Source organism: Ciceribacter thiooxidans (genome assembly GCF_014126615.1).
In the GTDB taxonomy this organism is placed as follows: domain Bacteria; phylum Pseudomonadota; class Alphaproteobacteria; order Rhizobiales; family Rhizobiaceae; genus Allorhizobium; species Allorhizobium thiooxidans.
The window spans coordinates 174,396-197,907 of the sequence record NZ_CP059896.1 but is presented as its reverse complement, the minus strand read 5'-3'; the positions used below and the strand labels follow the sequence as shown (position 1 = coordinate 197,907).

27 protein-coding genes and 1 tRNA gene are annotated in these 23,512 nt (G+C 61.7%); 19 read left to right on the top strand and 9 right to left on the bottom strand.

Going from position 1 to position 23,512, the window contains the following annotated elements; translation table 11 throughout:
- Positions 1-154 precede the first annotated feature (154 nt).
- A tRNA-Leu gene (locus H4I97_RS00910) sits at positions 155-239 on the bottom strand.
- 188 nt (positions 240-427) lie between these two features.
- Here H4I97_RS00910 and H4I97_RS00905 point away from each other — a divergent pair.
- Positions 428-1,009 carry a YqaA family protein gene (locus H4I97_RS00905; RefSeq protein ID WP_182306108.1) on the top strand — a complete coding sequence of 194 codons (582 nt, stop codon included), beginning with the start codon at positions 428-430 and terminating at the stop codon, positions 1,007-1,009.
- A gap of 12 nt (positions 1,010-1,021) precedes the next feature.
- Positions 1,022-1,537, top strand: coding sequence for a disulfide bond formation protein B (locus tag H4I97_RS00900; protein ID WP_182306107.1), 516 nt, complete (start codon positions 1,022-1,024; stop codon positions 1,535-1,537).
- A 3-nt stretch (positions 1,538-1,540) separates the two neighbouring features.
- Here H4I97_RS00900 and H4I97_RS00895 read toward each other — a convergent pair whose 3' ends face one another.
- Both H4I97_RS00895 and H4I97_RS00890 read right to left on the bottom strand, forming a co-directional pair.
- On the bottom strand, positions 1,541-2,098 hold the full coding sequence (locus H4I97_RS00895; RefSeq protein WP_182306106.1) for an HNH endonuclease: 558 nt from the start codon (positions 2,096-2,098) through the stop codon (positions 1,541-1,543).
- Between the two features lie 136 nt (positions 2,099-2,234).
- Positions 2,235-2,885 carry a DNA-3-methyladenine glycosylase family protein gene (locus H4I97_RS00890; protein ID WP_182306105.1) on the bottom strand — a complete coding sequence of 217 codons (651 nt, stop codon included), beginning with the start codon at positions 2,883-2,885 and terminating at the stop codon, positions 2,235-2,237.
- Positions 2,886-2,938: 53 nt separating this feature from the next.
- On the opposite strand from H4I97_RS00890, the gene gluQRS reads away from it, so the two are divergent.
- Complete coding sequence (gluQRS, locus tag H4I97_RS00885; protein WP_182306104.1) at positions 2,939-3,823, top strand: tRNA glutamyl-Q(34) synthetase GluQRS; 885 nt, start codon at positions 2,939-2,941, stop codon at positions 3,821-3,823.
- Here gluQRS and H4I97_RS00880 read toward each other — a convergent pair.
- Positions 3,788-4,687, bottom strand: coding sequence for a YihY/virulence factor BrkB family protein (locus H4I97_RS00880; RefSeq protein WP_182306103.1), 900 nt, complete (start codon positions 4,685-4,687; stop codon positions 3,788-3,790). The two genes, gluQRS and H4I97_RS00880, sit on opposite strands and share 36 nt — an antisense overlap.
- Positions 4,688-4,768: 81 nt before the next feature.
- Between H4I97_RS00880 and H4I97_RS00875 the strand changes: the two genes are divergently transcribed.
- From H4I97_RS00875 to H4I97_RS00845, 7 genes are all read left to right on the top strand, one after another.
- The gene (locus tag H4I97_RS00875; RefSeq protein ID WP_182306102.1) at positions 4,769-5,602 is read left to right on the top strand and encodes an SDR family oxidoreductase; all 834 of its coding nucleotides are present in this window, start codon (positions 4,769-4,771) and stop codon (positions 5,600-5,602) included.
- Positions 5,603-5,630: 28 nt separating this feature from the next.
- On the top strand, positions 5,631-5,828 hold the full coding sequence (locus H4I97_RS00870) for a twin transmembrane helix small protein (RefSeq protein ID WP_182306101.1): 198 nt from the start codon (positions 5,631-5,633) through the stop codon (positions 5,826-5,828).
- Between the two features lie 14 nt (positions 5,829-5,842).
- The gene (locus tag H4I97_RS00865; protein ID WP_182306100.1) at positions 5,843-6,421 is read left to right on the top strand and encodes a cob(I)yrinic acid a,c-diamide adenosyltransferase; all 579 of its coding nucleotides are present in this window, start codon (positions 5,843-5,845) and stop codon (positions 6,419-6,421) included.
- A gap of 17 nt (positions 6,422-6,438) precedes the next feature.
- Positions 6,439-7,203: a rhomboid family intramembrane serine protease gene (locus H4I97_RS00860; RefSeq protein ID WP_182306099.1), complete on the top strand. Its 765-nt coding sequence runs from the start codon at positions 6,439-6,441 to the stop codon at positions 7,201-7,203.
- A 191-nt stretch (positions 7,204-7,394) separates the two neighbouring features.
- The gene (locus H4I97_RS00855) at positions 7,395-8,144 is read left to right on the top strand and encodes an electron transfer flavoprotein subunit beta/FixA family protein (protein WP_182306098.1); all 750 of its coding nucleotides are present in this window, start codon (positions 7,395-7,397) and stop codon (positions 8,142-8,144) included.
- A 25-nt stretch (positions 8,145-8,169) separates the two neighbouring features.
- A complete protein-coding gene (locus H4I97_RS00850; protein ID WP_182306097.1) occupies positions 8,170-9,099 on the top strand; it encodes an electron transfer flavoprotein subunit alpha/FixB family protein in 930 nt (309 codons plus the stop codon).
- A gap of 129 nt (positions 9,100-9,228) precedes the next feature.
- Entirely contained in the window at positions 9,229-10,110 is an 882-nt protein-coding gene (locus tag H4I97_RS00845) for a 3-hydroxybutyryl-CoA dehydrogenase (RefSeq protein ID WP_182306096.1), read from the top strand.
- Between the two features lie 26 nt (positions 10,111-10,136).
- On the opposite strand, the gene tlpA is transcribed toward H4I97_RS00845, so the two are convergent.
- Positions 10,137-10,799, bottom strand: coding sequence for a thiol:disulfide interchange protein TlpA (gene tlpA, locus H4I97_RS00840; RefSeq protein ID WP_182306095.1), 663 nt, complete (start codon positions 10,797-10,799; stop codon positions 10,137-10,139).
- A 24-nt stretch (positions 10,800-10,823) separates the two neighbouring features.
- Here tlpA and argH point away from each other — a divergent pair, with 24 nt between their 5' ends.
- From argH to H4I97_RS00820, 4 genes are all read left to right on the top strand, one after another.
- Positions 10,824-12,227 carry an argininosuccinate lyase gene (gene argH, locus H4I97_RS00835; RefSeq protein ID WP_182306094.1) on the top strand — a complete coding sequence of 468 codons (1,404 nt, stop codon included), beginning with the start codon at positions 10,824-10,826 and terminating at the stop codon, positions 12,225-12,227.
- 130 nt (positions 12,228-12,357) lie between these two features.
- Positions 12,358-12,516 carry an LPS translocon maturation chaperone LptM gene (gene lptM / locus H4I97_RS00830; protein ID WP_244658811.1) on the top strand — a complete coding sequence of 53 codons (159 nt, stop codon included), beginning with the start codon at positions 12,358-12,360 and terminating at the stop codon, positions 12,514-12,516.
- Positions 12,517-12,528: 12 nt separating this feature from the next.
- Positions 12,529-13,797 carry a diaminopimelate decarboxylase gene (gene lysA / locus H4I97_RS00825; RefSeq protein ID WP_182306092.1) on the top strand — a complete coding sequence of 423 codons (1,269 nt, stop codon included), beginning with the start codon at positions 12,529-12,531 and terminating at the stop codon, positions 13,795-13,797.
- Positions 13,798-13,945: 148 nt separating this feature from the next.
- A complete protein-coding gene (locus tag H4I97_RS00820) occupies positions 13,946-16,543 on the top strand; it encodes a TIGR02302 family protein (protein WP_182306091.1) in 2,598 nt (865 codons plus the stop codon).
- Between the two features lie 18 nt (positions 16,544-16,561).
- Here the strand turns inward: H4I97_RS00820 and H4I97_RS00815 are convergent, their stop codons facing one another.
- The 3 genes from H4I97_RS00815 to H4I97_RS00805 all read right to left on the bottom strand — a co-directional run bounded on the left by H4I97_RS00815 (position 16,562) and on the right by H4I97_RS00805 (position 18,354).
- On the bottom strand, positions 16,562-16,921 hold the full coding sequence (locus tag H4I97_RS00815; protein WP_182306090.1) for a response regulator: 360 nt from the start codon (positions 16,919-16,921) through the stop codon (positions 16,562-16,564).
- A gap of 117 nt (positions 16,922-17,038) precedes the next feature.
- Positions 17,039-17,593: a hypoxanthine phosphoribosyltransferase gene (gene hpt, locus H4I97_RS00810; RefSeq protein ID WP_182306089.1), complete on the bottom strand. Its 555-nt coding sequence runs from the start codon at positions 17,591-17,593 to the stop codon at positions 17,039-17,041.
- 74 nt (positions 17,594-17,667) lie between these two features.
- On the bottom strand, positions 17,668-18,354 hold the full coding sequence (locus H4I97_RS00805; protein WP_182306088.1) for a hypothetical protein: 687 nt from the start codon (positions 18,352-18,354) through the stop codon (positions 17,668-17,670).
- 198 nt (positions 18,355-18,552) lie between these two features.
- Here H4I97_RS00805 and ftsE point away from each other — a divergent pair, with 198 nt between their 5' ends.
- The 4 genes from ftsE to H4I97_RS00785 all read left to right on the top strand — a co-directional run bounded on the left by ftsE (position 18,553) and on the right by H4I97_RS00785 (position 21,885).
- Positions 18,553-19,212 carry a cell division ATP-binding protein FtsE gene (gene ftsE / locus H4I97_RS00800; protein WP_129333825.1) on the top strand — a complete coding sequence of 220 codons (660 nt, stop codon included), beginning with the start codon at positions 18,553-18,555 and terminating at the stop codon, positions 19,210-19,212.
- Entirely contained in the window at positions 19,205-20,212 is a 1,008-nt protein-coding gene (locus H4I97_RS00795; RefSeq protein WP_182306087.1) for a cell division protein FtsX, read from the top strand. The genes ftsE and H4I97_RS00795 overlap by 8 nt, the downstream gene beginning before the upstream one ends.
- Positions 20,213-20,293: 81 nt before the next feature.
- Entirely contained in the window at positions 20,294-21,004 is a 711-nt protein-coding gene (locus H4I97_RS00790) for a YdcF family protein (protein WP_244658686.1), read from the top strand.
- 74 nt (positions 21,005-21,078) lie between these two features.
- Positions 21,079-21,885 carry a lysophospholipid acyltransferase family protein gene (locus tag H4I97_RS00785; RefSeq protein ID WP_182306085.1) on the top strand — a complete coding sequence of 269 codons (807 nt, stop codon included), beginning with the start codon at positions 21,079-21,081 and terminating at the stop codon, positions 21,883-21,885.
- A 26-nt stretch (positions 21,886-21,911) separates the two neighbouring features.
- Here the strand turns inward: H4I97_RS00785 and H4I97_RS00780 are convergent, their stop codons facing one another.
- Complete coding sequence (locus H4I97_RS00780) at positions 21,912-22,451, bottom strand: gamma-glutamylcyclotransferase (protein WP_182306084.1); 540 nt, start codon at positions 22,449-22,451, stop codon at positions 21,912-21,914.
- Positions 22,452-22,489: 38 nt separating this feature from the next.
- Here H4I97_RS00780 and H4I97_RS00775 point away from each other — a divergent pair, with 38 nt between their 5' ends.
- On the top strand, positions 22,490-23,509 hold the full coding sequence (locus H4I97_RS00775) for a DUF2125 domain-containing protein (protein WP_182306083.1): 1,020 nt from the start codon (positions 22,490-22,492) through the stop codon (positions 23,507-23,509).
- Positions 23,510-23,512 lie beyond the last annotated feature (3 nt).

Here is a 23,512-nt window from a genome sequence, read left to right as displayed (position 1 = left end):
CTGCTAGCATTCGTTTCGCACATGCACAACGAGAAAGGCGGACCGTTGCACCGGACCGCCGGCTGGGCAGATCGTCCGGCCGAATTGTTGCCGAATTTCGCCTGACCTACACAAGCGCGGCGAAATTCAATGGTCCATCCGGCCTGAAAGTGAATGGTGCCCCATGCCGGAATCGAACCAGCACTCCTTTCGGAACTCGATTTTGAGTCGAGCGCGTCTACCAGTTCCGCCAATGGGGCACAGAAGCGTCATACCTCAGTAGAACAGCGCCGGACTATACGAAGCAGGCCGAGGCGGTCAACGCCTTTTTCGCCAAAGCTGTTCACGGGAATGTTTACGGGCGAGATGATGCGCCGCAATGTGGAGGCATTTACAGCTTAGGCACACTTGCATAAAACCGCTCGATCCGAGGATCAGGAAACCGCGAATGCTGCGTCGCCTCTACGATTGGACCATGTCGCTGGCGGCAACACGCCATGCGGAGAAAGCCCTGTTCGGCGTCTCCTTTGCCGAAAGCTCTTTCTTCCCTATTCCACCGGACGTTCTGCTGATCCCGATGGTGGTCGCCAAGCCGACGCACTGGATTCGGCTCGCCCTCGTCAGCACCTTCGCTTCCGTGCTCGGCGCGGTTGTCGGTTATGCGATCGGCATGTTCCTCTACGAGCTTGTCGGCCAGCCTATCCTGGCCCTCTACGGCGCGGAAAACTCATTCAACCGGATCGCCGAATGGTACAACACCTGGGGCGGCTGGGGCGTGCTTTTTGCTGCAATCACTCCTTTCCCTTACAAGGTACTGACCATCTTTTCCGGAGCGACAGGACTTAATTTCTTCGTCTTCATGGTGGTCAGCATTATCGGCCGTTCGGCGCGCTTCTTCCTGGTCGCCTGGTTGCTCGGTCGCTACGGCGAACCGATCCGCGTCTTCATCGAAAAATATCTCGGTCTTCTTTTCACCCTGTTCATGGCGCTGCTTCTGGGTGGCTTCTACCTGGTGAAATTCGCCTTCTGACGGAATCGAACAATGAATACTTCTGCCTCGCTCGCACGCTCCGAAACAGCAATCGCCGCGATTCTGACCCTCGGAATGGCTTTCGTCGTCGGCTCCGCGCTCGCCTTCGAGCATATCGGCGGCTACATTCCGTGTGCCCTCTGCCTTCTCCAGCGAAATCCCTACTATATCGGCATTCCCGTCGGAATTCTGGCGGTACTGGCGGGTGTCCTGAACCTGCCGTCCTGGATCACGCGCAGCCTGCTTGCGATCATCATGATCCTGATGATCGTCGGCGGCGGCCTCGGTGTCTATCATTCCGGCGTCGAGTGGGGCTTCTGGGAAGGACCGGCAAGCTGTTCCGTCGGCGGAGCGGCTCCCGCCGCCGGCTCCGGTGACATCTTGAACCAGCTCAACAGCGTGAAGGGCCCGTCCTGCACAGAAGCTACGCTGCGCGTGCTCGGACTTTCCTTTGCAGGCTGGAACGTGGTCGGAAGCGCAATCCTTGCGGCGATCGCAGCGTGGGGTGTCTTCGGCAAGCGGCACTGACGGTCAGGGCTGCAATTCGGAGTCCCAGTAGAGGTAGTCGACCCAGCTTTCATGCAGATAGTTCGGCGGGAAGAGCCGGCCGTTGTTGTGCAGATCCTGCACCGTGGGACGGTATGGCTTCTGGGCCGGGAACATCTGCGCCTGTCTCGGCAGCTTGCTGCCCTTGCGGAGATTGCACGGCGAGCAGGCCGCGACGACGTTCTCCCACGTCGTCTCGCCGCCGTGGGCGCGCGGGATGACATGATCGAAGGTCAGGTCGTCGGTGGAGCCGCAGTACTGACACTCGAAACGATCACGCAGGAAGACGTTGAAGCGGGTAAATGCCGGATTGCGCGACGGCTGGACATAGGTCTTCAGGCTGACGACGCTCGGCACCCGCATCGAAAAGCTGGGGGAAGAAACCGAGTGTTCGTACTCCGCTATGATGTTGACGCGGTCAAGGAAGACTGCCTTGATCGCGTCCTGCCAGGACCATAGCGACAAGGGATAGTAACTCAGCGGTCTGTAGTCGGCATTCAGCACGAGCGCCGGCAAGGACTGGGGCGAGACTGCAATCGTCAAGGGCGTCTCCTGAGCGATTCGGCATCCACCCTTGTATATTAGGTCCGTTGTTACAGGATTGTGAAGCGGAATAACGCACCCGCTACAGAATGCGGCGTTTCGCCCAATGAGGAAGCAAGCCGGGTTGCAGGTCCCGTCAAACGGACGGAATGATGCCGGGAAGAGGCGCGGAGTCTCCCGCATAATATGCCCAGAAAAGCCGGGCGGCGACAGAGCGCCATGGCCGCCAGGCTTCCGCCATCAGGGCTACCGCACGCGTGGAGGGACGGTCGCTATGTCCGAAGGCCCTGCCGACTGCGATTCTCAGGGCGACATCGCCCGCTGGAAAGACATCTGGATGTCCGGCGCAGAACATGAGGTAGACTTCCGCCGTCCAAGGGCCGACGCCTCGATACGAGGTGAGGACACCGACGACCTCCTCCGCATCGCGGCCGGCGAAGGAGCCGAGGTCGAGTTCGCCGGCAACAACTGCCTCCGCAACCAGGCGTAACGTCTCGGCCTTCGCCCGCGACAGGCCGAGCCGCCCGACGGCGATCGGATCGAGCGACAGATAATTTTGTGCCGTCGGCACACCGGTCGCCCTGACGAGGCGTCCCCATATCGCGTCGGCACTGGCCCTCGACACCATCTGCGAAACGACGATCTGTGCGAGACCTGCAAACCCCGGCTCCAGGAGACGAAGTGGCAAGGCATCGACGGCACTCCGAAGCAGACGGAGACGGGGATCGATGCGGCACAATTCTGCAAGACCGTATTCGACGTCTTCCGCAGTCCGGATGATCCTCATTCGTCTACCTTGCTCCTCTTGGCGGCGGCGCACCGTTCGTGCCAGAAAAGAGCATGACCGTCGTCGACAATCAAAGGTCCGTCTTTCGCTTCGCCCCGAGCCCAAACGGGCGCCTTCATCTCGGCCATGCGCTCTCGGCTCTGCTCAATCAGGATATGGCAAGGGCTGCCGACGGACGGCTCCTGCTGAGGATCGAGGACATCGATCTATCCCGTTGCACGCCGGAATTCGAGACGGCAATCCTCGATGATCTGACCTGGTTGGGGGTCTCATGGGAAGAACCGGTGCGACGCCAATCCCAGCATCTCGGTGAGTATCGGCAGGCCCTGCAGAAACTGATCGATCTCGGTCTGGCCTACCCGGCATTCATGACACGCGGCGAGGTAAAGGCTTACGTCTTCGAGACCGAGCAACACGGCCGGCCTTGGCCGCGCGATCCGGACGGTGCGCCGATTTACCCACCAACCGACAGGGAACGGCTCGCGACCGACAGAGAGCGTCTTCTCGCCGACGGTTGTCGGCATGCCTGGCGTCTCGACATAGCGAAGGCGACGGCAAAACTCGGAAGAAGGCTGACCTGGACGGAGACGGGCCATGGGCCGAAGGGCCACATCGCCGCACGTCCGGAGGACTGGGGCGACATCGTCCTGTGGCGATCGGACGCGCCGTCGAGCTATCACCTGTCTGTCACCGTCGACGATGCGCTGCAGGGCGTTACCCATGTGGTCCGGGGACTCGATCTTTTCCACGCGACCGCCGTGCACAGGCTTCTGCAGGAACTGCTTGGACTGACCGCCCCCGTCTACCATCACCACCGGCTGGTCCTCGGCGCCGACGGCCGCAAACTCTCCAAGAGTGCGGGCGACACCGCTCTCGCGGCACTGAGGGCGCGGGGGTTGACGTCAGCCGACGTCCGACGGCTGGTCGGCCTTGCGTGAGCGGCGGCGGGCATTCGCCATGCGTCGGCCGGAGAGCACGTCGTACTTCAGGAGCGCGGCGTTGAATTCCGCGCCGATGATGAAGATTGCGCCGACCATGTAGAGAAAGACGAGCACCACCATGACCGACGCCAAACCGGCGTAGGTTGCTGCGTAATTGGCGAAGGTGGCGAGATAGGACGCGAAAGCCAGTGCTCCGACGAGCCACAGCACCAGAGTGAGCAGGACGCCGGGTGCGACATCCCTCAGCCGTCGGTGCCCGGCCGGCAACCCGAGGTGAAAGATCATCAGGCCGGCGGCAAGCAGGAACAGGGTTCCATATACCCTCCAGTTGGCGACGGTGACGAGGAAATCTTCCAGCAGCGGAAACCACTTGCTCGCGAAGGCGAGGGCAATAGGGACGGCAACGAGAAGCGCGCTGACGATCGCCAGGACCACGACCCCGCCGATCACATAGGCGAAGCTGACGAGGCGCGTGACATACCACGAGCGATCCTCCGTCACCCGGTAGGCGCGGTTGAGCGACACCCTCAACGCCTCGACCCCGTTGGATGCGAAGTAGGCAGCGGCCAACACCGAGATCGTGAGAAGGCCGCGCGGCACGGTGAGGACTTGCAGAACCTGTTCGGCAAGCGGCCTGGCAATGGCTTCTGGCCAGGTGTCGAAAATGAGGTGGATCGCCGTGTCGGCGAACGTATCGGCACCGAAAAAGCCCGCAACCGCGGTTCCAAAGATCAGGAAGGGAAAGACTGCGAGCAGTGCGGAGAGCGCCACGTGACTTGCCATCGCCCAGCCGTCATCCTCGGAAAAATGCTTCAGCGCATCGAAGCTCACCTTGTAGAGCATGCGCAGGAATGCTGGCATTTCGTCTCCCGATCGTCAGTGCCGGTTGTCACCCGAAAGCGAATATGGGAAACCTCCGCGGCATTGTACAGGAAACAATCCATGGCGAACCGCCCCTCGATCATCGTTACCGGCTGTTCCTCAGGTATCGGTGCTTACTGCGCGCGAGCACTGCGCGACGACGGATGGCGGGTCTTCGCGACCGTCCGCAAGCCGGCCGATCTCGTCCCCCTCGAAACCGCCGGGATCGAAGCCCTGTTGATGGACTACACCGACGGCCCGAGCATCGCCGCACTGGTACAGGAAGTCGAAAGAAGGACCGGCGGACGCATAGACGCACTCTTCAACAACGGCGCCTATGGCCAACCCGGCGCGGTCGAAGACTTGCCGACCGAAGCACTCCGGCGGCAGTTCGAGACGAATGTCTTCGGTTGGCATGAACTCACGCGCCGGATCGTTCCGCTCATGCGCCGGCAAGGACACGGCCGGATCGTACAGTGCTCCTCCATCCTCGGGATTCTGCCCTATCGTTTCCGTGGCGCCTACACGGCCTCGAAATACGCCCTGGAGGGGCTCAGCCTCACGCTGCGGATGGAAGTCGAAGGAAGCGGCATTCATGTGAGCCTGATCGAACCTGGCCCGATCGAATCGCGATTCACCGCAAACGCACTCGCCCACATACGTGAAAGCATCGATCTCGAAGGCTCTGTGCACGCCGAAGACTACCAGCGACAGCTTGCGCGACTCGACGGTTCAGGACCTGTCAATCGACACAAGCTTGGACCGGAGGCCGTCTACGCGGCCCTTAAGCACGCCTTGACCGCCAGGCGGCCGCGCCCGCATTATCTTGTCACGACACCCGCCCGGCAGGGCGCTATGCTCAAACGACTCCTTCCCGCCGATCTTTTCTACAAGCTGATGCGGTCGCTCAGCTGATACCAAGCCGAAGGGCCAAAGAGGAAAAATGTCCGCCTTCACAACAACACTCACGTTGATCATCATGGGCCTCGTCGTCGTCGTCCTGATCCGAGGTCTGGCGAACATGATGAAAGGCGGCAGCGGTAATCGTTCGAACCGGCTGATGCGCATGCGAATTCTGTTGCAGGCGGTGGCGATCGTACTCATCATGGTCACCCTCTGGCTGACGGGTGGCGGACGCTGACGGGAACTGGAAACATGGTCAGACTGAACAAGATCTATACCCGAACCGGCGACGACGGCACGACCGCTCTGGTCAGTGGCCCGCGCCGTCAAAAGCATGATCTGCGGGTCGAGGCCTACGGTACCGTCGACGAAACGAACTCGGCGATCGGCGTTGCACGGCTTCATACGGCGGCAACACCTGACCTCGACGCCATACTCATGCGCGTCCAGAACGACCTCTTCGATCTGGGCGCGGATCTCGCTGCACCGGAAACCGGCGAGGCACTGCCCTACGACCCCCTGCGGGTGATCGAGGAACAGGTTGCTCGTCTCGAGCACGAGATCGACCAGCTGAATGCCGGGCTCGATCCGCTGAAATCCTTCATCCTGCCGGGCGGGACGCCCGCAGCCGCTCATCTTCATCTCGCTCGCACGGTGGCGCGCCGCGCCGAACGGATCATGGTCGAGCTCTCGCGATGCGAAGGGGAGACGGTCGGTGCTCCGGCGCTCAAGTACGTCAACCGTCTTTCGGATTTCCTCTTCGTCGCCGCCCGGTTTGCAAACGCAGGCGGCAGGAACGACATTCTCTGGGTGCCGGGCAAGCACCGCTGACGCGATAAGGGCCGCCGATGTTCGTTCCCCTGCATGATCGCAACGGCCTGAAGCATATAAAGCGGCAATACGTGACCCACGGACTGATCGTTCTCAACATCGCGATCTGGCTCCTGACGGGTCCGTTGGCCACGGAAGACGTCGTTCAGGCAAGCGCCCTCGGTCTCGGCTTTATTCCGGCGGTGGTCTTCGGCAATGCAGTGCTCGATCCGTCCCTTGTTCTCGTCCCGAGCCTGCTCACGTCGATCACCTATGCCTTCCTGCATGGCAATGTCGTGCACCTTGCCACCAACATGCTGTTCCTCTGGGTGTTCGGCGACAATGTCGAGGACGCGCTCGGCCACGTCCGTTTCCTGCTCTTCTATCTTCTCTGCGCAGTCGCCGGCGCTTTCGCACATGGCGCACTGATACCCGCATCGCAAAGCCCGCTGATCGGTGCCTCCGGCGCGATCGCCGGCGTCGTCTCCGCCTATGTGCTGCTGCACCCGCGAGTCCGGATCTGGGTTCTCGTCCTCTTTCGTTTTCCCCTGCCGCTTCCGGCCTTCATACCGCTCCTCTTCTGGATCGGTCAGCAGTTCTGGATGCTCGGCCTCAGTCGGGACGACAACGTATCCTGGGGTGCCCATGTCGGAGGCATCGCCGCCGGCGCATTGCTTGTGGTCTTCATGCGACGCCCGGGAGTGCCTCTCTTCGATCGTGCAATCGTCACGCCGAAGGCGATAGAACAGCATTCCGCCGCGCCGACACCCGTGCAGGGCGACACACGAGACTCCATCGGGTGAAAGGTGTAGCAGAGTTAGTGTCGTGAAAGTTGACGTAAACGTAAACGTAACTTATTCATGCGGACAGATGCCACGAACCGGATACGGGACGTTGTGTTTGGAGAAAAAATGCGTATCGATGTCGCCAACCGACAATCGGAGGACCGCTTTCAGGCGCATTTTCCGGCGGAAAGCAGCGAAGGAAGGAACCCATGAAGATACTCGTGACCGTCAAGCGGGTCGTCGACTACAACGTCAAGATCCGTGTAAAGCCCGATGGATCGGGCGTCGAGCTCGCCAACGTGAAGATGTCGATGAACCCGTTCGACGAGATCGCGGTGGAAGAGGCTCTGCGCCTGAAGGAAGCCGGCAAGGCTTCGGAAATCGTCGTCGTCTCCATCGGTCCGGCCAAGGCCGAAGAAACGCTCCGCACCGGACTTGCCATGGGCGCCGATCGCGCCGTGCTGGTTGAGACCGACGATGCCGTCGAGCCGCTCGCCGTCGCCAAGATCCTGAAGGGCGTGATCGAAGCGGAACAGCCCGGCCTCGTCATCACCGGCAAGCAGGCGATCGACGATGATTCCAACCAGACCGGCCAGATGCTGTCGGCCCTCCTCGGCTGGCCCCAGGCGACATTCGCCTCCAAGGTCGAAATCGGTGACGGCTCAGCCAAAGTGACCCGCGAGGTCGATGGCGGCCTTCAGACGATCGAGGTCAAGCTGCCGGCCGTCGTCACGACGGACCTGCGCCTGAACGAACCGCGCTATGCCTCGCTGCCGAACATCATGAAGGCAAAGAAGAAGCCGCTCGACAAGAAGACCCCCGCGGACTTCGGCGTCGATACCACGCCGCGTCTCAAGGTGCTGAAGACCGAGGAGCCCGGCGGACGCAAGGCCGGCGTGAAGGTCAAGACAGTCGCCGAGCTGGTCGACAAGCTCAAGAACGAAGCCGGCGTGCTCTAACGGACCCGGAGAGGAGATTTATAACATGGCCATTCTTCTTCTGGCAGAACACGACAACGCAACCCTGTCCGACCAGACCGCCAAGGCTCTGACCGCCGCCGCCAAGATCGGCGGTGACGTCCACGTGCTCGTCGCCGGCTCCGGTGCGAAAGCTGCTGCCGATGCCGCGGCAAAGCTCTCCGGCGTCTCCAAGGTCCTGCTTGCCGACGATGCATCGCTTGCGAACAATCTGGCGGAACCGCTTGCGGCGCTCATCGTGTCGCTGGCGGGCAGCTACGACGCCATCGTGGCGCCTGCGACCTCGATCGGCAAGAACGTCATGCCGCGCGTCGCCGCACTGCTCGACGTCGCACAGATCTCGGAAATCATCGAGGTCGTTTCGTCCGACACCTTCAAGCGTCCGATTTATGCCGGCAACGCCATCCAGACGGTCCAGTCGGCGGACGCCAAGAAGGTCATCACCGTGCGCACGGCCTCCTTCACGGCCACCGGCGAAGGCGGATCGGCTTCCGTGGAAACGGTCGCGGCTGCCGCAAATCCCGGCCTCTCGACCTTCGTCGGCGATGCGCTTTCTTCCTCCGACCGTCCCGAACTCACCTCCGCGAAGATCATCATCTCCGGCGGTCGTGCGCTCGGCTCCTCGGAAAAGTTCAAGGAAGTGATCCTTCCGGTGGCCGACAAGCTCGGCGCCGCCGTCGGCGCCTCGCGTGCGGCGGTCGATGCCGGTTACGCGCCGAACGACTGGCAGGTCGGCCAGACCGGCAAGGTCGTTGCTCCGGAGCTCTACATCGCTTGCGGCATCTCCGGCGCCATCCAGCATCTCGCCGGCATGAAGGACTCGAAGGTGATCGTCGCCATCAACAAAGATGAAGAAGCTCCGATCTTCCAGGTCGCCGACTACGGCCTGGTCGGAGACCTCTTCGAGATTCTTCCCGAACTCGAAAAGGCGCTTTAACCGAAACCCATCCCTTCGCACTTGCGAAAGGACTGGAAAAATCGAGCAAGCACGTCTATCAGTTTTTGCCGGGTCGATACTATCGGCCCGGCAGATTCTTGTGGGACAGAGTGCGGCGAGGAGAGCGCGATGGGAACGGCAATCAAGAGCTTGGGCGTTGTAGGTGCAGGCCAGATGGGCTGCGGGATCGTTCAGGTCAGCGCGCTCGCCGGCTACAAGGTCACTGTCTACGATCTTTCGAGGGAAAGGATCGAGGCGGGTCTTGCGACCGTCAACGGCAACCTCGCCCGCCAGGTCAACAACGGCAAGCTCTCCGACGAGGACCGGAAGGCCGCCATGACGCGCATCTCCGGCACGACCGACATAAACGACCTCGCACCTGCGGACATGGTCATCGAAGCCGCAACCGAGGACGAAACGGTCAAGCGCAAGATCTTCGCCCAGATCTGCCCGGTGCTCAAACCGGAGGCCCTCCTCGCCACCAATACGTCGTCGCTCTCCATCACGAGACTTGCCGCCGCGACCGATCGCCCCGAGCGTTTCATGGGGATCCACTTCATGAACCCGGTTCCGGTGATGAAGCTGGTGGAACTCGTGCGCGGCATTGCTACCGATGAAACGACCTTCGCGACGGCGAAGGCCTTCGCTCAGTCGCTCGACAAGACGATCACGGTCGCTGAAGATTTTCCCGCATTCATCGTCAACCGCATCCTGCTGCCGATGATCAACGAGGCGATTTATACGCTTTACGAAGGTGTCGGCTCGGTGGAAGCGATCGACACCGCCATGCGGCTTGGCGCCAATCACCCGATGGGCCCGCTGCAGCTAGCGGACTTCATCGGCCTGGATACCTGTCTTTCCATCATGCAGGTCCTGCACGACGGTCTGGCCGACAGCAAGTATCGCCCCTGCCCGCTGCTGGTGAAATATGTCGAGGCCGGATGGCTCGGACGCAAGTCCGGTCGCGGATTCTACGACTATCGCGGCGAGACACCGATCCCGACACGTTGAGACCGGCCCGCCGGTCGGAAGATTTTTCAGAGCTTAACGGCGGCCGCAATCAGTGCCTGCGCGTCACCACTGTCCCACGCGGCTGGACCGTTCATGGAGCCCAGAAGGCATCCCTTTTCGTCGACCAGCAGAGTTACCGGCAATCCGAAGGCCAGCCCCTGCTTCTTCAGGGCATTGAAGACGCCCATCGTGTTGTCGCGATAAAGCCCGAGCTTGTCGACGCCCGTCTCGGCAAGAAAGGCCTTCGGCTTCTCGGCGTCACCAGTGTCGATGTTGACGGCCACGACCTCGAAGTCCTTGCCGCCCATTTTCTCCTGAAGACCATTCAACGCCGGCATTTCTTCACGACAGGGTATGCACCACGTGGCCCAGACGTTGAGGAGAACTGTCTTTCCGGCAAAGTCCTCAAGGGTCACGTCCCTTTCAGCTGCGTTCTTGAATGTCAGGCCGGCAACCGAACGTGGTTCCGTGACCGCGGTCATCGCGGCGACCTCCCCTTTCGTGACGGAGCCAAGGCCCGCCGCCCTGTCGACCGCCCCCTCGCACTGGCCCGTCTCCGCAGCAACCTCGCCATTGCCAGACATGGTCTGCTTCACGTATACCGCTGCCGCGCCGGCCAAAATGCCGGCAACCGCCGCAATCGCAACCAGTTTGGCGGAAGGAAGTCCGAGGGGTCTTTTTTCTGTCATCAACATCTCCGGGATGGGCACCAAATGGCCGAGGACACCAAGGACACGCTGACCTCCAACCAGATGTGGGGCGGACGTTTCGCCTCGGGGCCCGCGGCCATCATGGAGGAGATAAATGCCTCCATCGACTTCGACAAGAAGCTTTATGCCCAGGACATCCGCGGCTCAATAGCGCACGCGACCATGCTTGCCCATCAGGGCATCATCACGGCGGAAGACAAAGACAAGATCGTTCACGGACTGAACACGATCCTGTCAGAGATCGAAAGCGGCCGTTTCGAGTTCTCGCGCCGCCTCGAAGACATTCACATGAACGTGGAGGGCCGTCTTGCCGACTTGATCGGTCCCGCAGCGGGACGCCTTCACACAGCCCGTTCGCGCAATGACCAGGTGGCGCTCGATTTCCGTCTCTGGGTAAAGGAAGAACTGCAGAAGACGGAAAAGGCTTTGACCGCCCTCATCGACGCCTTCCTCGACAGAGCGGAAGAACATGCCGAGACGGTGATGCCCGGCTTCACCCACCTTCAGACAGCCCAGCCGGTCACCTTCGGCCACCACTGCATGGCCTACGTCGAAATGTTCGGCCGTGACCGGCAGCGCGTGCGGCACGCGATCGAGCACCTCGATGAAAGCCCCATTGGGGCCGCAGCGCTCGCCGGTACCGGTTACAACATCGACCGGCACATGACCGCCAAAGCGCTGGGCTTCCGCGAACCGACCCGCAACTCGATCGACACCGTGTCCGATCGCGACTTCGCACTCGAATTCCTCGCGATGGCCTCGATTACGGCCACGCATCTCTCGCGTCTGGCCGAGGAGATCGTGATCTGGTCCACGCCGCAGTTCGGCTTCGTCCGGCTTTCGGATGCCTTCTCGACGGGTTCGTCGATCATGCCGCAGAAGAAGAATCCGGACGCCGCCGAGCTCGTGCGCGCCAAGACGGGTCGGATCAACGGATCGCTCGTCGCACTCCTTACCGTAATGAAGGGCCTACCTCTCGCCTATTCGAAGGACATGCAGGAAGACAAGGAGCAGGTCTTCGATGCGGCAGAAAGCCTGGAGCTCGCCGTCGCGGCGATGACCGGTATGGTGCGCGACATGACCGTCCGGACGGACCGGATGAAGGCGGCGGCCGGCGCGGGCTACTCCACGGCAACCGACCTCGCCGACTGGCTGGTGCGGGAAGCCGGGCTGCCGTTCCGCGAGGCTCATCACGTGACCGGCCGCGCCGTGGCTCTCGCCGAGGCCAAGGGCTGCGATCTGGCAGAACTTTCACTCGACGAGTTGCAGGCGATCAACCCGGCGATCACAGCCGATGTCTTCGACGTGCTGACGGTGGAAGCCTCTGTCGCCAGCCGCAAGAGCTACGGTGGAACGGCCCCGAGCGAGGTGCGCAAGCAGATCGCCTGGTGGCGCCAGCGCAACTGATCACTGTCCTTTGCGTTGCCATCACGAGATTGAGGGTGCACAAGACCCCGCTTTTTCGATAGAGGCTAGATATTGGTTCTTCCGGTTGGGCAAAGTGATGGCTAGGGCGCTTCGAAACTTGTTCGTGACGATGGGTATGATGGCTGCGGCAGCCGTGACGCTTTCCGGCTGCGGCCGCAAGGCCGACCTCGACCCGCCGAACATGCCGGCTGCCGAACAGAACAGGCAGTCGACCAAACAGCAGGCCGCTGTTCCGGACGATCCCTTTGTGCTCGATCCTCTTCTCTGACAGGTCCCCGTCGTGAATCACTTCGAATATCGTGATGGCGTTCTATACGCCGAGAACGTCCCCGTTCCGGCAATTGCCGCCGCGGTCGGCACGCCCTTCTACTGCTACTCGACGGCGACCTTGGAGCGTCATTACCGGGTCTTCTCCAAGGCGTTCGAAGGCACCGACTCCATGGTCTGCTTCGCCATGAAGGCGAATTCGAACCAGGCCGTACTCAAGACACTCGGGCGCCTCGGCGCCGGCGTTGACGTGGTCTCGGAAGGCGAGCTGAGGCGTGCGCTGGCGGCCGGCATTCCGGGCGAACGCATCATGTTCTCCGGCGTCGGCAAGACGGTGCACGAGATGGATCTCGCGTTGGAAGCGGGGATCTACTGCTTCAACGTCGAATCCGAACCCGAACTCGAAGTGCTGAACCAGCGGGCACAGAAGGCCGGCAAGGTGGCGCATGTCTCGTTCCGGATTAATCCGGATGTCGACGCGCGGACGCACGCCAAGATTTCGACCGGCAAGAAAGAAAACAAGTTCGGCATCTCCTACGATCGCGCGCAGGCAGTTTACGCCCATGCCGCCTTGCTTCCCGGCATCAAGGTCACCGGTATCGACATGCATATCGGCAGCCAGATCACCGAGTTGCAGCCGTTCCAGGATGCCTTCCGCTTGCTGAAGGAACTGGTAGCGACGCTTCGTGCCGACGGACACGCGATCGACCACGTGGACATCGGCGGCGGTCTCGGCATCCCCTATCACGACGACAACAATCCGCCGCCGGAGCCGGACGCTTACGCGAGGATCGTTAAGGAGCAACTGAGTGACCTCGGATGCCGCATAGTCACCGAGCCCGGACGGCTGATCGTCGGCAACGCGGGTATCCTCGTGACCGAGGTCGTCTACGTGAAGGACGGCGGCGACAAGACCTTCGTTATCGTCGACGCTGCGATGAACGATCTCATCCGCCCGACGCTCTATGACGCGCACCACGAGATACGCCCCGTCGTGCTCTCCGCGGCCAGTGCGCCGAGGATCCGCGCCGACGTGGTCGGTCCTGTCTGCGAAACCGGGGATTATCTCGCACTTGATCGCGAAATGGCGATGCCCCGCAGCGGCGATCTGCTGGCAGTCGGCTCGGCCGGCGCCTATGGCGCCGTCCAGGCGGGCACCTACAACAGCCGGCGCCTGATCCCCGAGGTGCTCGTCAGGGGCGATGAATTCCACGTTATACGTCCGCGCCCGAGCTTCGAAGACCTGATCCGGCTCGATTCGCTTCCTGCTTGGCTCGACTGACACCACGAGAACGCCATTCCTGCGAAAATAGCGGGCAGCGGCGCTTTGCCCTCGTCTTCGCCACAAAGAATGCTATCCTTGGACCTCGCCAAGTCCGTGGCTGCAGAATTGTCGGCAGGACGATCGACGCCGAGTGAGAACCGTACGGATGAACGCTGCTCCGCCTGAACGAGAGAGCACGACACTTCCTGGAACCGATCTCAGGCTTGCGCGCCGCGTGCGCGCGAAGCGCGCAGTCGCGCGCCTCGTCCTCTTCATCGAACGCGTCATACCGCTTTTCCTCCCGGTGCTCGGCTTCGCGGCACTGTTCGTCTCTTTCGGCTGGCTCGGCCTCTACCGCATCTTTCCCGATTGGCTGCGTCTCGCCACGGTCTTCGTTCTCACATTCGGTTTCCTGGCATCCCTGTTGCATTTTGCGAAACTGCGGTGGCCACGGGCCGATGAGGCAGACCGACTGCTTGAGGAGCGAAATCATCTCCCGCATCAGCCTGTCGCCGCGCAGGATGACATTCCAGCCTTCGAAACACTGTTTGCGCGGGCGCTCTGGAGCGAACACCAAAGGCGCATGGCCGAGACGATCGCTTCTCTCGACGCCGGCACCCCACGCCCCGACATCGCGCGTCACGACCGGTTTGCGCTGCGGACCATCCCTGTCTTGCTCCTGGTGACGGCTTTCGCTTACTCCGGTTCCAACGGAGCCGGCACGATTGCCGACGCTTTCCGCTGGTCGACCGCCGGTGCGGCGGCCCCGGACCTCCGCATCGATGCCTGGATCACGCCGCCTGCCTATACTGGCAGGGCACCGGTTTTCCTGACCCGCCGCGACTCCGGCGAGGACCGCGGAGCACCTCCTGCGGTCAGCGTCCCCCGCCACTCCAGAATGACGATCCGGGTGAGCGGAGGCAGCGGCGAAGAACAGGTCAGCTTTCAGCCCGTGAAGGCGGTCGAGGCCGTGCCGCTCGGCGCAGGAAAGGCTGGTAACCCTGCCGGGGAACCGGCATCCGAAGCTGTCCAAGCGGTCGGACAGACCTACGAGGCGGAACTGACCGAAAGCGGCATGCTGGCCGTAGGGCCTAGCCGGTGGACCGTCGAGGTTACACCTGACCAACCGCCGCAGATTGCCTTCGACGGAACGCCGCGACGCAGCGTCAATGGCGCTCTCGAGATCGCCTTCAAGGGGCATGACGACTACGGCCTCGTCGACGCGCACGCCGAGATCGAGCCGACCGTGGCCAAACCCGACGCGACGCCGCTCTACCCGCTACCCGAATACAAACTCAATCTGCCACGCCGGAACCCGCGCGACCCGAAGGGCACATCGAGCAGGAACCTGACGGAGCACCCGTTGGCCGGACGGAAGGTAAAGATCACGCTGGTCGCCCGGGACGGTGCCGGTCAGACGGGACGTAGCGCTCCCTTCGAGATGACGTTGCCCTCGCGGGACTTCGCCAAGCCGCTTGCTGCAGCCGTCGCCGAGGAACGGCAGGTCTTCGCGCTGGATACCCGCGATCTTCCGAAGGCAATTGCGCTCAACGAAGCCTTGTCTGTCAGGGCGGATGAGACGATTCCGAATCTCACGCATTTTCTGCTGATCCAGTCGGCTCAGGCGCGGATGAAGCTCGCACGCACATCGGAGGATCTGAAGGGCACCGCCGACTATCTCTGGGAGATCGCTCTTGGAATTGACGACGGCGATCTCTCGCTGGCCGAACGAAAGCTGCGGGAGGCGCAGCAGGCACTGCAGGACGCGCTCGAACGCAACGCCCCTGATGAAGAGATCAAGAAACTCATGGACGAGCTTCGCGCCGCGATGCAGGACTTCATGAAAGCGATGGCCGAGCGGCAGCCCAATACCGGCTCGGAGAACCAGCAGCAATCGGCGCAAAACGTCCTGCGCCAGCGCGACCTGGAGAACATGCTGAACCAGATCGAGAATCTTGCCCGCTCAGGCAACCGTGATGCTGCGCAGGACATGTTGTCTCAATTGCAGCGGATGATGAACAATCTTCAGACCGCACGGCCGCAACAGGGCAACCAGCAGCAGAACAGCGAGGTGCAGCAGCAGATCGACAAGCTCGGCGAACTAATGCAGGAGCAGCAGAAACTCATGGAGCAGACCTTCAAGCTCGATCAGGCGCTGAAGGATCGCATGCAGCGTGGCGACCCCGGCGACGGTGAGGACGGCGAGCTCACCGAAGACCCCAGGCAGCAGCCGGGCGGCCAGCCCTCACCGACCGACAACATGACTGCTGAGCAGCTACGCGAGGCCCTGAAGAACCTGCGGGCACAACAGGATGCGCTCGGGCGCAAGCTCGGAGACCTGCAGAAAGGCCTGAGCGACTTGGGCGTGAAGCCGGGTGAAGGTTTTGGCCAAGCAGAACGTGAAATGCGCGGCGCTGGGGAAGCTCTGGGCCAGGGCCAGGGCGAACGGGCGGTGGAAGGACAGGGCAAGGCGCTCGAAGCGCTGCGCCAGGGTGCGCGCGACATGATGGGACAGATGATGCAGGCGATGCGCAACCAGGGTCAGGGCCAGGGAACGCAGCAGGGCAACCAGGCCGGGCGCGACCCGCTCGGGCGTCCGCGTCCGACCGACGGTCCGGAATTCGGCGACGACGTCAAAGTCCCGGACGAGATCGATGTCCAGCGAGCACGGGAGATCCTGGAGGCCATACGCCAGAAGCTCGGAGACAATCTCAGTCCCGAGCTGGAGCGACGCTATCTGGAACGATTGCTCGACGTACAATAGGACGTCGACGTCACGTTCTTAGACCGCAAGTGCCTGGGCGACCGCCTTACGAATGTCGAGAAGCGAGAACGGTTTATCGACCACATCGACCACCTTCGTCATCAGATCGTCAGCGCGCTCGCGCTGCTCGGCATAGCCGGTCATCAGCAATATCTTCAGGTCCGGAAATGCCGACGAGGCACGATGCGCGAGTTCGATGCCGTCCATCACCGGCATGCGGATATCGGATAGCAGGAGATCGAAAGCGCCGTCACCGAGTCTTTCCAAACCTTCGGCACCGTCGGCGGCCTCTGCGGTGTCATGCCCGTCGAGTCGCAGTGCACGGGCGACGAACGAGCGCAGCGAATCCTCGTCTTCCGTTATCAGAATCCTTGCCATGGGCATGCTCCCGTCATCCATTCATATCGCTGCAAGTCACCAGAGTTTCCTTTGCGATCGGTAAACGAAAACGACCGGTGACGGCGAGATGGTTAACAGGAACTTTGTAGAGGCGTGCTAGGCGTCGCCTTCCGCATCACCGGTCACGACACCGACGAAGGGCAGTTCGCGGAACGCATAGGCCACGTCCATACCGTAGCCGACGACGAAGTAATCCGGGCACTCGAACCCGACGTAGTCAGCCTCGAACACCTCCTTGCGCTTCACCTTCTTGTCCAGGAGAACCGCGATAGAGACGTTGCGAGCACCGCGCTCGTACATCAGCGTCTTGGCAAACAGCAGCGTGCGCCCCGATTCCAGAATGTCGTCGATCAGCAGGACGTTGCGACCATGAACGTCGCTGTCGATGTCCTTGATGATCCGCACCCCTTGGGACACGGTACCTGTGCCATAGCTGGACAGCGTGATGAACTCGACCTCAGGTGCAAGTCCGGCATCATGCAGTGCCCGAATGAGATCGGCAGCGAAGATGAAGGAGCCCTTGAGAATGGAGATGACCAGAAGGTCCTCGCAGGGGCCGTTGGCAATTTCCGCCGCGAGCTCACGGTTTCGCTCGGCAATCTGCTCGGCCGTGTACAGGGGCTCGATGTTCTTTCCGCGGACGACGGGCATACTTCACTCCATGAGATGGAAGACCGTCGGCGACATGGTCGTGCCGACATGCTTGCGGACCCGCGATAACACAATCAGATGCTGCGGGCATCCTCGTCCGCGAAAGAAAGCTTCAGTTCCGGCAATTTTCCACCGGGATGCCTGAGGCGTGCGGCAAGACCCCGGCTCTCTCCCGCACCGATAGATCCGATGGAGGTATCGATGAATGTACTGGCCACGACTTGCCCGCCGGAAAGCAGATCCGCCCGGACCCTCGGCATCGGTCGCTGTTTCGAACCATGGTTTTCGATGATCGCATTGACGAGCAGCACCTGCATGCCGTTTGCATCCTGGGGCGTCAGCGTGACATGCGTGATGTCGAGCGCAGCGGCGCGAACCGGCGAACTCCCCTCCGGAGAAGCCACCAGACCGGCGGCTGTGAAGACGGCGCCGAACACAAGCGCGACCAGCAACGCAAAGTTTCGGTCGGACAGCCGTCCGAGTGCTCCTTCTACACCGCCGAGGACGCTGTCAGCCAAGGCGGGAAAAAAGGACCGCTTTCGAGAAGCGGGGCTTATAGGCCGGTTATCGTGATTGTCGTTGCACCAGCTTTTGGTGCCTGCGGTGCGAATGTTCTTCGCGACGGTGACGAATTGTGCGTCGGCGATCTCTGTCACGGACGTGCGGCCCAGCGAGGTGCGTGCTCCTCGGGCGGGACGCTCCGGCGGCAGCAGGTCAATGGTCGCCTCGGCCGTCCGTCTGTGATTGCGGAATGCGCTCATCTTGCCCTCGCTGCGCGGCCCATCAAGGCGCCGCAAAACAGGCCATTGAAACGAATCCTCTCCAGTCGTAAATTTGAATGGTTAATGCTTCGCAAAGATCTGCCTGGAAGGCCGTCTTTCGACGCCAGTTTACCGTCTGTTAACCGAGCGCGTTAACAAGTCGCCAGAACTCGAGCACTGTCAGACCGGACCTGTCCGTTGATTCATTTCGAAAACGTCGGCCTGCGCTATGGAATGGGACCGGAGATCCTGAGGGATCTCACCTTCGACATCCCCAAGCGCTCCTTCCAGTTCCTGACCGGTCCCTCGGGCGCCGGCAAGACGACCCTATTGCGCCTGCTTTTCATGTCGCTACAGCCGACGCGCGGGTTGATCCGCAGCTTCGGTCGCGATGTGACGCAGATTCCGCGCAGCGAGCTGCCGATGCTGAGGCGGCGCGTCGGAATCGTCTTTCAGGATTTCCAGCTTCTCGACCACCTCACGACCTACGAGAACGTCGCTCTGCCCTTGAGAGTCCGGGGCAAGGACGAAGCCGCATATCGCAACGATGTCATCGAGCTCCTGAAATGGGTGGGCCTCGGTGAGCGCATCAACGTGTTGCCCCCGGTCCTCTCCGGCGGTGAAAAGCAGCGCGTAGCGATCGCCCGAGCACTGATCGACCGCCCCGAAATCCTGCTTGCCGACGAACCCACGGGGAATGTCGATCCACCGATGGCGCGGCGTCTGCTGAGCCTCTTTCTCGAGCTCAATCGCCTCGGCACAGCGGTCGTCATCGCGACGCATGATTTTGCATTGATGGACCAGATCGACGCACGCCGCATGATCCTCACCGATGGACGGCTGGAAATCTATGACTGATCCGCAAAGCCCGCTTCCCCGCAGCAAGCAGCCGCCGCGCCGGACGGAGATGCACGTCCGGCCCACTGCTCCGATCCTGCCGGCCTCCAACATACAGGGCAATGCTCTGATGGTGGTAATCGCCATCATGGCCTTTCTCGCCTGCCTGACGCTCGGCGCCGTCAGCATGGTGCGTGCGACGGCCGCCGGCTGGCAAAGCCAGATCTCGCGCGAGATCACGATCCAGATCAAGCCCGAGGACGGTCTAGACATGAATAAGGCACTGGTCCGCGCCCGCGACCTTGCCTTGACCTTCGTCGGCACCAGGGACGGCACGATCATGGACGACGACGCGACGGCCCGTCTCCTCGAACCCTGGCTCGGCAGCGGACTGGACATCAATGATCTTCCGGTACCGCGGCTCGTCATCATCACCATCGACGAGACACATCCGCCGGACTTCGCTGCCATGCGCGCGCTGCTCAAGGAGGAAGTACCGCAGGCCTTTCTGGACGATCACCGCACCTGGGTGGATCGCCTCGTCTCGATGGCGCGGACCACCGTCCTCGTCGGTTCGGGCATTCTGCTGCTCGTCTTCGTCGCCATGGTGCTGACCGTTGTCTTCGCGACTCGCGGAGCGCTCTCTGGTAATCGTCACATCATCGAGGTCCTGCATTTCGTGGGCGCAGAAGGCTCCTTCGTGGCGCAGGAATTTCAAAAGCATTTCCTGAAGATCAGCCTCAAGGGAGCTGCCGCGGGAGGTCTCGCGGCAGCAATGCTCTTTGCGCTGGCAAGCTACTGGCAGAGCCGCTCGCTCGCCACGCCCGAAAGCGACCAGACGGCGGCGCTCTTCGGCACCTTCAGCATCGGCGTCATGGGGTACCTGGGCATCTTCGCCACGATGATCGTCATTGCGTTGCTGACGACCCTGACCGCTCGCTTCACCGTTATCAGGACCATTTATGAAATCGATCTGATCCGCTCGGATCCGGCGCGCACGGACGGACTGATCAGCGACTGAGGAAAGTCTGTTGACTTGCCACAAAGCCGCCTGTTCGCCATGGCAAAAGGGCGGTATGCACAACATATGACGATGGGTCGGATGTCACGGATCACAGCAAGTCCGAAGATGCCGCGGCAGCGTCCCGCGCACGGCCTCTTCGCGCGGCGTGGACCGTTGCGTCGCATTCTGCGCTATGGCGGCATCGTCGCCATATTCGCCTGCGCCCTCGTCGTCGCTGGCTTCCTGCGCTTTGCCGATCATGTGACGACACTGAAACCGCCCGCGGATCCCCGCGCGGATGCGATCGTCGTCCTGACCGGCGGATATCAACGGATCGATCAGGCGGTCGACCTCCTCCGCCGCGGCTCGGGCAAACGCCTGCTCATCTCCGGGGTTCATCCGGCGACGACGCCATCCCAGATCCGGCGGATGACACAAAGTCCCAACGATCTCTTCGACTGCTGCGTCGACATTGGCTACCAGGCGCTCGACACGATCGGCAACGCCAACGAAATATCTCACTGGATCCATGACCGCGGCTACTCCCGGGTTCTCGTCGTAACCAACAACTACCATATGCCACGCAGCCTCATGGAGCTCCAACGTGTCGACCGCGCGACGGAATTCATCGCCTATCCGGTCGTGAATTCCGATCTCAAGACCACGAACTGGTTTGCGAACCCCAGCGTTCTACGCACACTGCTTGCAGAATACGGGAAGACCTTGGTTGCCTTCGCACGCGGTCTGGTGGGCTGGAGCATGGGAGACGGCCTGCGCTCGAGCGCGACGCTCGCCAGATCAGTCCAATGATAACGGCACCGGACGCTTTCTCTCGGAGCTGATTTCGTATAGGCACGTCGCAACCACGCCGCGGGAAGCCTTTCATGATCGCCTTGCGTTCCATTCTCTTCAATACTGCCTTCTATCTGAATCTCATCGTGCGGATGATCGTGCTTTCGCCGGTCTACTTCGTGATGCCGCGCAAGAAGGCATTCTCCATTCCGAAGAACTGGGCGCTGTCCTGCCATTGGCTGATGAAGACGATCGTCGGCACGACATTCACCATCGAAGGGCTCGAGAACATCCCGAAGGGCGGATACATCCTGGCACCGAAACATCAGTCGTTCTGGGACACCTTCGCCTTGCTGCCCTGGCTCGACGATCCGGTCTACATCCTGAAGCGAGAGCTTCTCTGGATTCCCCTCTTCGGCTGGTATGCGAAGAAGCAGCGGATGATCCCGGTGAACCGCGGCGCACGCGGCAAGGTCATGGCGGCCGTTATGGCACGGACCGCTGACGAAATGCGCAACGGCCGCCAGCTCATCATCTATCCGGAGGGAACGCGCCGCGCGCCCGGCGCGCATCCGGAATACAAATACGGTATCGCCCGGCTTTACCGCGATCTTCAGGTGCCGGTCGTACCGGTGGCGATGCATCCGGGTCTCTTCTGGCCGCGGCGCAAATTCCTTCGTTTCCCCGGCCACTTCAAAGTGCGTATCCTGCCTCCGATCGAACCCGGTCTCGATCCGGACGCATTCTTCGAGAGACTCATGCATGTCCTCGAAGCGGCAAGCGACGAGTTGCTGGTCGAGACCGCGAGAGAGAACCCGCATGTTCCGCTGCCACCGACGGCGAAGCACCGTCTCAAGGAACTCGAGAAGCAAGCGACGGAGACCGGCGAGCGCCGCTGAGGGGCGTCGGCGGCTCCACTGGACGCTCAGGCGGTCGGACGACTGATCGCCGCCAAAACCTGCTCCAACCAGTGGTCCCGAATGCCCATTTCCTGCAGATGGGCAACAGTATTTGCGACGTAGACCTGATTGGGACCGGATTGCCCGACTGCGTGGCGCACAGTGTCCGCGGCCTCGGCGACCGTCATCGCACCGGCATATTGCCGATGGCTGCGGTCCACTACATAGGTGACTGCCGAGATGGCGCGACCATCATCAAGCGCTATTGGCATCGAACGCTCGCGGTAGACATGGGTGACGAGTTCACGTTCGCGTAGATATTCGAGCGTAGCGCTCCACTCCGGCGGCGCGACACGAAAGGCCACGCCGCGGCAGGAGCCGCCACGATCGAGCCCCAGCACCAGACCGGGGCGCTCTTCGGTTCCCCGGTGCACCCATGAACGGACGCAGAGCGAGCGCCGATAGCCGAAGGCGCGACCCTGCACTCGCTCCTCGAAAGGGAAGCCCGGATTCCACATCAGCGATCCGTAGCCAAAGACCCAAAATTCGTCCATATCCGGCATCATCTCATTGTGTTCGAACTCTTCCCATCATGGAGTGCCCGATGGCATCGTCAACCCGATCCGGTCAGACAGCTGTGACGCGAAAAGTCGTCCTGCTCGGCGTACTCGTCGTCATCGCGGCAGCCGTCTATAGCGGAGGCTGGATGCTCGCCGCAACCGTGATGCGACAGCGCGTTTCGGAACTCCTCGACGGTCACAACGCCGCAGGCGCCGAGGTTCGTTGCAACGACATGGATATCCGTGGCTATCCCTTTCGAATTGGCCTCTTCTGCTCGTCCGTTACCGTCGACGACCGTTTCAACGGTGTCTCCGCGTCTCTCGGCGCGTTCCGCTCCGCAGCCCAGGTCTACGCGCCCAGTCACTTCGTCTGGGAGATGGATGGCCCGGCAGAACTGCGATCAGCCCTCGGCTTCTCCTTCTCAGCGGAATGGGAGAGGCTACACTCCAGCGTCAGCGCCTGGTTTGACGGCCTGTCTCGCTCGTCGCTGGTCACAGAGGGCTTGAAGGTCGATGTCACGACGGTGGCGAACGGTAATACCGCCACCATACGAAGCGACCATGGTGAGTTCCATATCCGGCGTAATGGAGAAGATCTTGATGCCGCCGCACTGGTGAAGAACACAAGCATTCTCATGCCGAACGCAACACCACTTGCTCTGCCGCCCGTCTCCGCCAGCTTCGACGTGACGATGCTCGGCAAGGCCGCCCTTCTCGATCCGGTACGGGATACGACTGCGGCCGAACTTTACGGGAGCAAGGGCGAAATCCGCCGACTTGTGATCGACCTCGGAGAAGGGCGCGTAATGACTGCCAACGGCCCTTTGTCTATCGGCGACGATGGCAATCTCTCGGGAAAGCTTCACCTCGAGCTTGAGAAGGTCGAGGGCTGGAAAGACGCACTCACGGTCGCCTTCCCCGAGTCCACGAACGATTTCGACAATGCAGCAAAGGTGCTGACGGCCGTTTTTGGAGGCAAGGATTCCGGATCCGTCGAATTGACCCTGCGTGAGGGCGTCGTTTCCGTCGGGATCATACCGATCGGTGTCCTGCCGGCGCTCTGAAGA

What these genes read in the sequence shown, in the direction of transcription:
- H4I97_RS00905 (WP_182306108.1), top strand. Translation starts at nt 428, where the DNA reads ATGCTGCGTCGCCTCTACGATTGGACCATGTCGCTGGCGGCAACACGC.
- H4I97_RS00900 (WP_182306107.1), top strand. Translation starts at nt 1,022, where the DNA reads ATGAATACTTCTGCCTCGCTCGCACGCTCCGAAACAGCAATCGCCGCG.
- H4I97_RS00890 (WP_182306105.1), bottom strand. Translation starts at nt 2,885, where the DNA reads ATGAGGATCATCCGGACTGCGGAAGACGTCGAATACGGTCTTGCAGAA.
- gluQRS (WP_182306104.1), top strand. Translation starts at nt 2,939, where the DNA reads ATGACCGTCGTCGACAATCAAAGGTCCGTCTTTCGCTTCGCCCCGAGC.
- H4I97_RS00880 (WP_182306103.1), bottom strand. Translation starts at nt 4,687, where the DNA reads ATGCCAGCATTCCTGCGCATGCTCTACAAGGTGAGCTTCGATGCGCTG.
- H4I97_RS00875 (WP_182306102.1), top strand. Translation starts at nt 4,769, where the DNA reads ATGGCGAACCGCCCCTCGATCATCGTTACCGGCTGTTCCTCAGGTATC.
- H4I97_RS00870 (WP_182306101.1), top strand. Translation starts at nt 5,631, where the DNA reads ATGTCCGCCTTCACAACAACACTCACGTTGATCATCATGGGCCTCGTC.
- H4I97_RS00865 (WP_182306100.1), top strand. Translation starts at nt 5,843, where the DNA reads ATGGTCAGACTGAACAAGATCTATACCCGAACCGGCGACGACGGCACG.
- H4I97_RS00860 (WP_182306099.1), top strand. Translation starts at nt 6,439, where the DNA reads ATGTTCGTTCCCCTGCATGATCGCAACGGCCTGAAGCATATAAAGCGG.
- H4I97_RS00855 (WP_182306098.1), top strand. Translation starts at nt 7,395, where the DNA reads ATGAAGATACTCGTGACCGTCAAGCGGGTCGTCGACTACAACGTCAAG.
- H4I97_RS00850 (WP_182306097.1), top strand. Translation starts at nt 8,170, where the DNA reads ATGGCCATTCTTCTTCTGGCAGAACACGACAACGCAACCCTGTCCGAC.
- H4I97_RS00845 (WP_182306096.1), top strand. Translation starts at nt 9,229, where the DNA reads ATGGGAACGGCAATCAAGAGCTTGGGCGTTGTAGGTGCAGGCCAGATG.
- tlpA (WP_182306095.1), bottom strand. Translation starts at nt 10,799, where the DNA reads ATGACAGAAAAAAGACCCCTCGGACTTCCTTCCGCCAAACTGGTTGCG.
- argH (WP_182306094.1), top strand. Translation starts at nt 10,824, where the DNA reads ATGGCCGAGGACACCAAGGACACGCTGACCTCCAACCAGATGTGGGGC.
- lptM (WP_244658811.1), top strand. Translation starts at nt 12,358, where the DNA reads ATGGGTATGATGGCTGCGGCAGCCGTGACGCTTTCCGGCTGCGGCCGC.
- H4I97_RS00820 (WP_182306091.1), top strand. Translation starts at nt 13,946, where the DNA reads ATGAACGCTGCTCCGCCTGAACGAGAGAGCACGACACTTCCTGGAACC.
- H4I97_RS00815 (WP_182306090.1), bottom strand. Translation starts at nt 16,921, where the DNA reads ATGGCAAGGATTCTGATAACGGAAGACGAGGATTCGCTGCGCTCGTTC.
- hpt (WP_182306089.1), bottom strand. Translation starts at nt 17,593, where the DNA reads ATGCCCGTCGTCCGCGGAAAGAACATCGAGCCCCTGTACACGGCCGAG.
- H4I97_RS00805 (WP_182306088.1), bottom strand. Translation starts at nt 18,354, where the DNA reads ATGAGCGCATTCCGCAATCACAGACGGACGGCCGAGGCGACCATTGAC.
- H4I97_RS00795 (WP_182306087.1), top strand. Translation starts at nt 19,205, where the DNA reads ATGACTGATCCGCAAAGCCCGCTTCCCCGCAGCAAGCAGCCGCCGCGC.
- H4I97_RS00790 (WP_244658686.1), top strand. Translation starts at nt 20,294, where the DNA reads ATGTCACGGATCACAGCAAGTCCGAAGATGCCGCGGCAGCGTCCCGCG.
- H4I97_RS00785 (WP_182306085.1), top strand. Translation starts at nt 21,079, where the DNA reads ATGATCGCCTTGCGTTCCATTCTCTTCAATACTGCCTTCTATCTGAAT.
- H4I97_RS00780 (WP_182306084.1), bottom strand. Translation starts at nt 22,451, where the DNA reads ATGATGCCGGATATGGACGAATTTTGGGTCTTTGGCTACGGATCGCTG.
- H4I97_RS00775 (WP_182306083.1), top strand. Translation starts at nt 22,490, where the DNA reads ATGGCATCGTCAACCCGATCCGGTCAGACAGCTGTGACGCGAAAAGTC.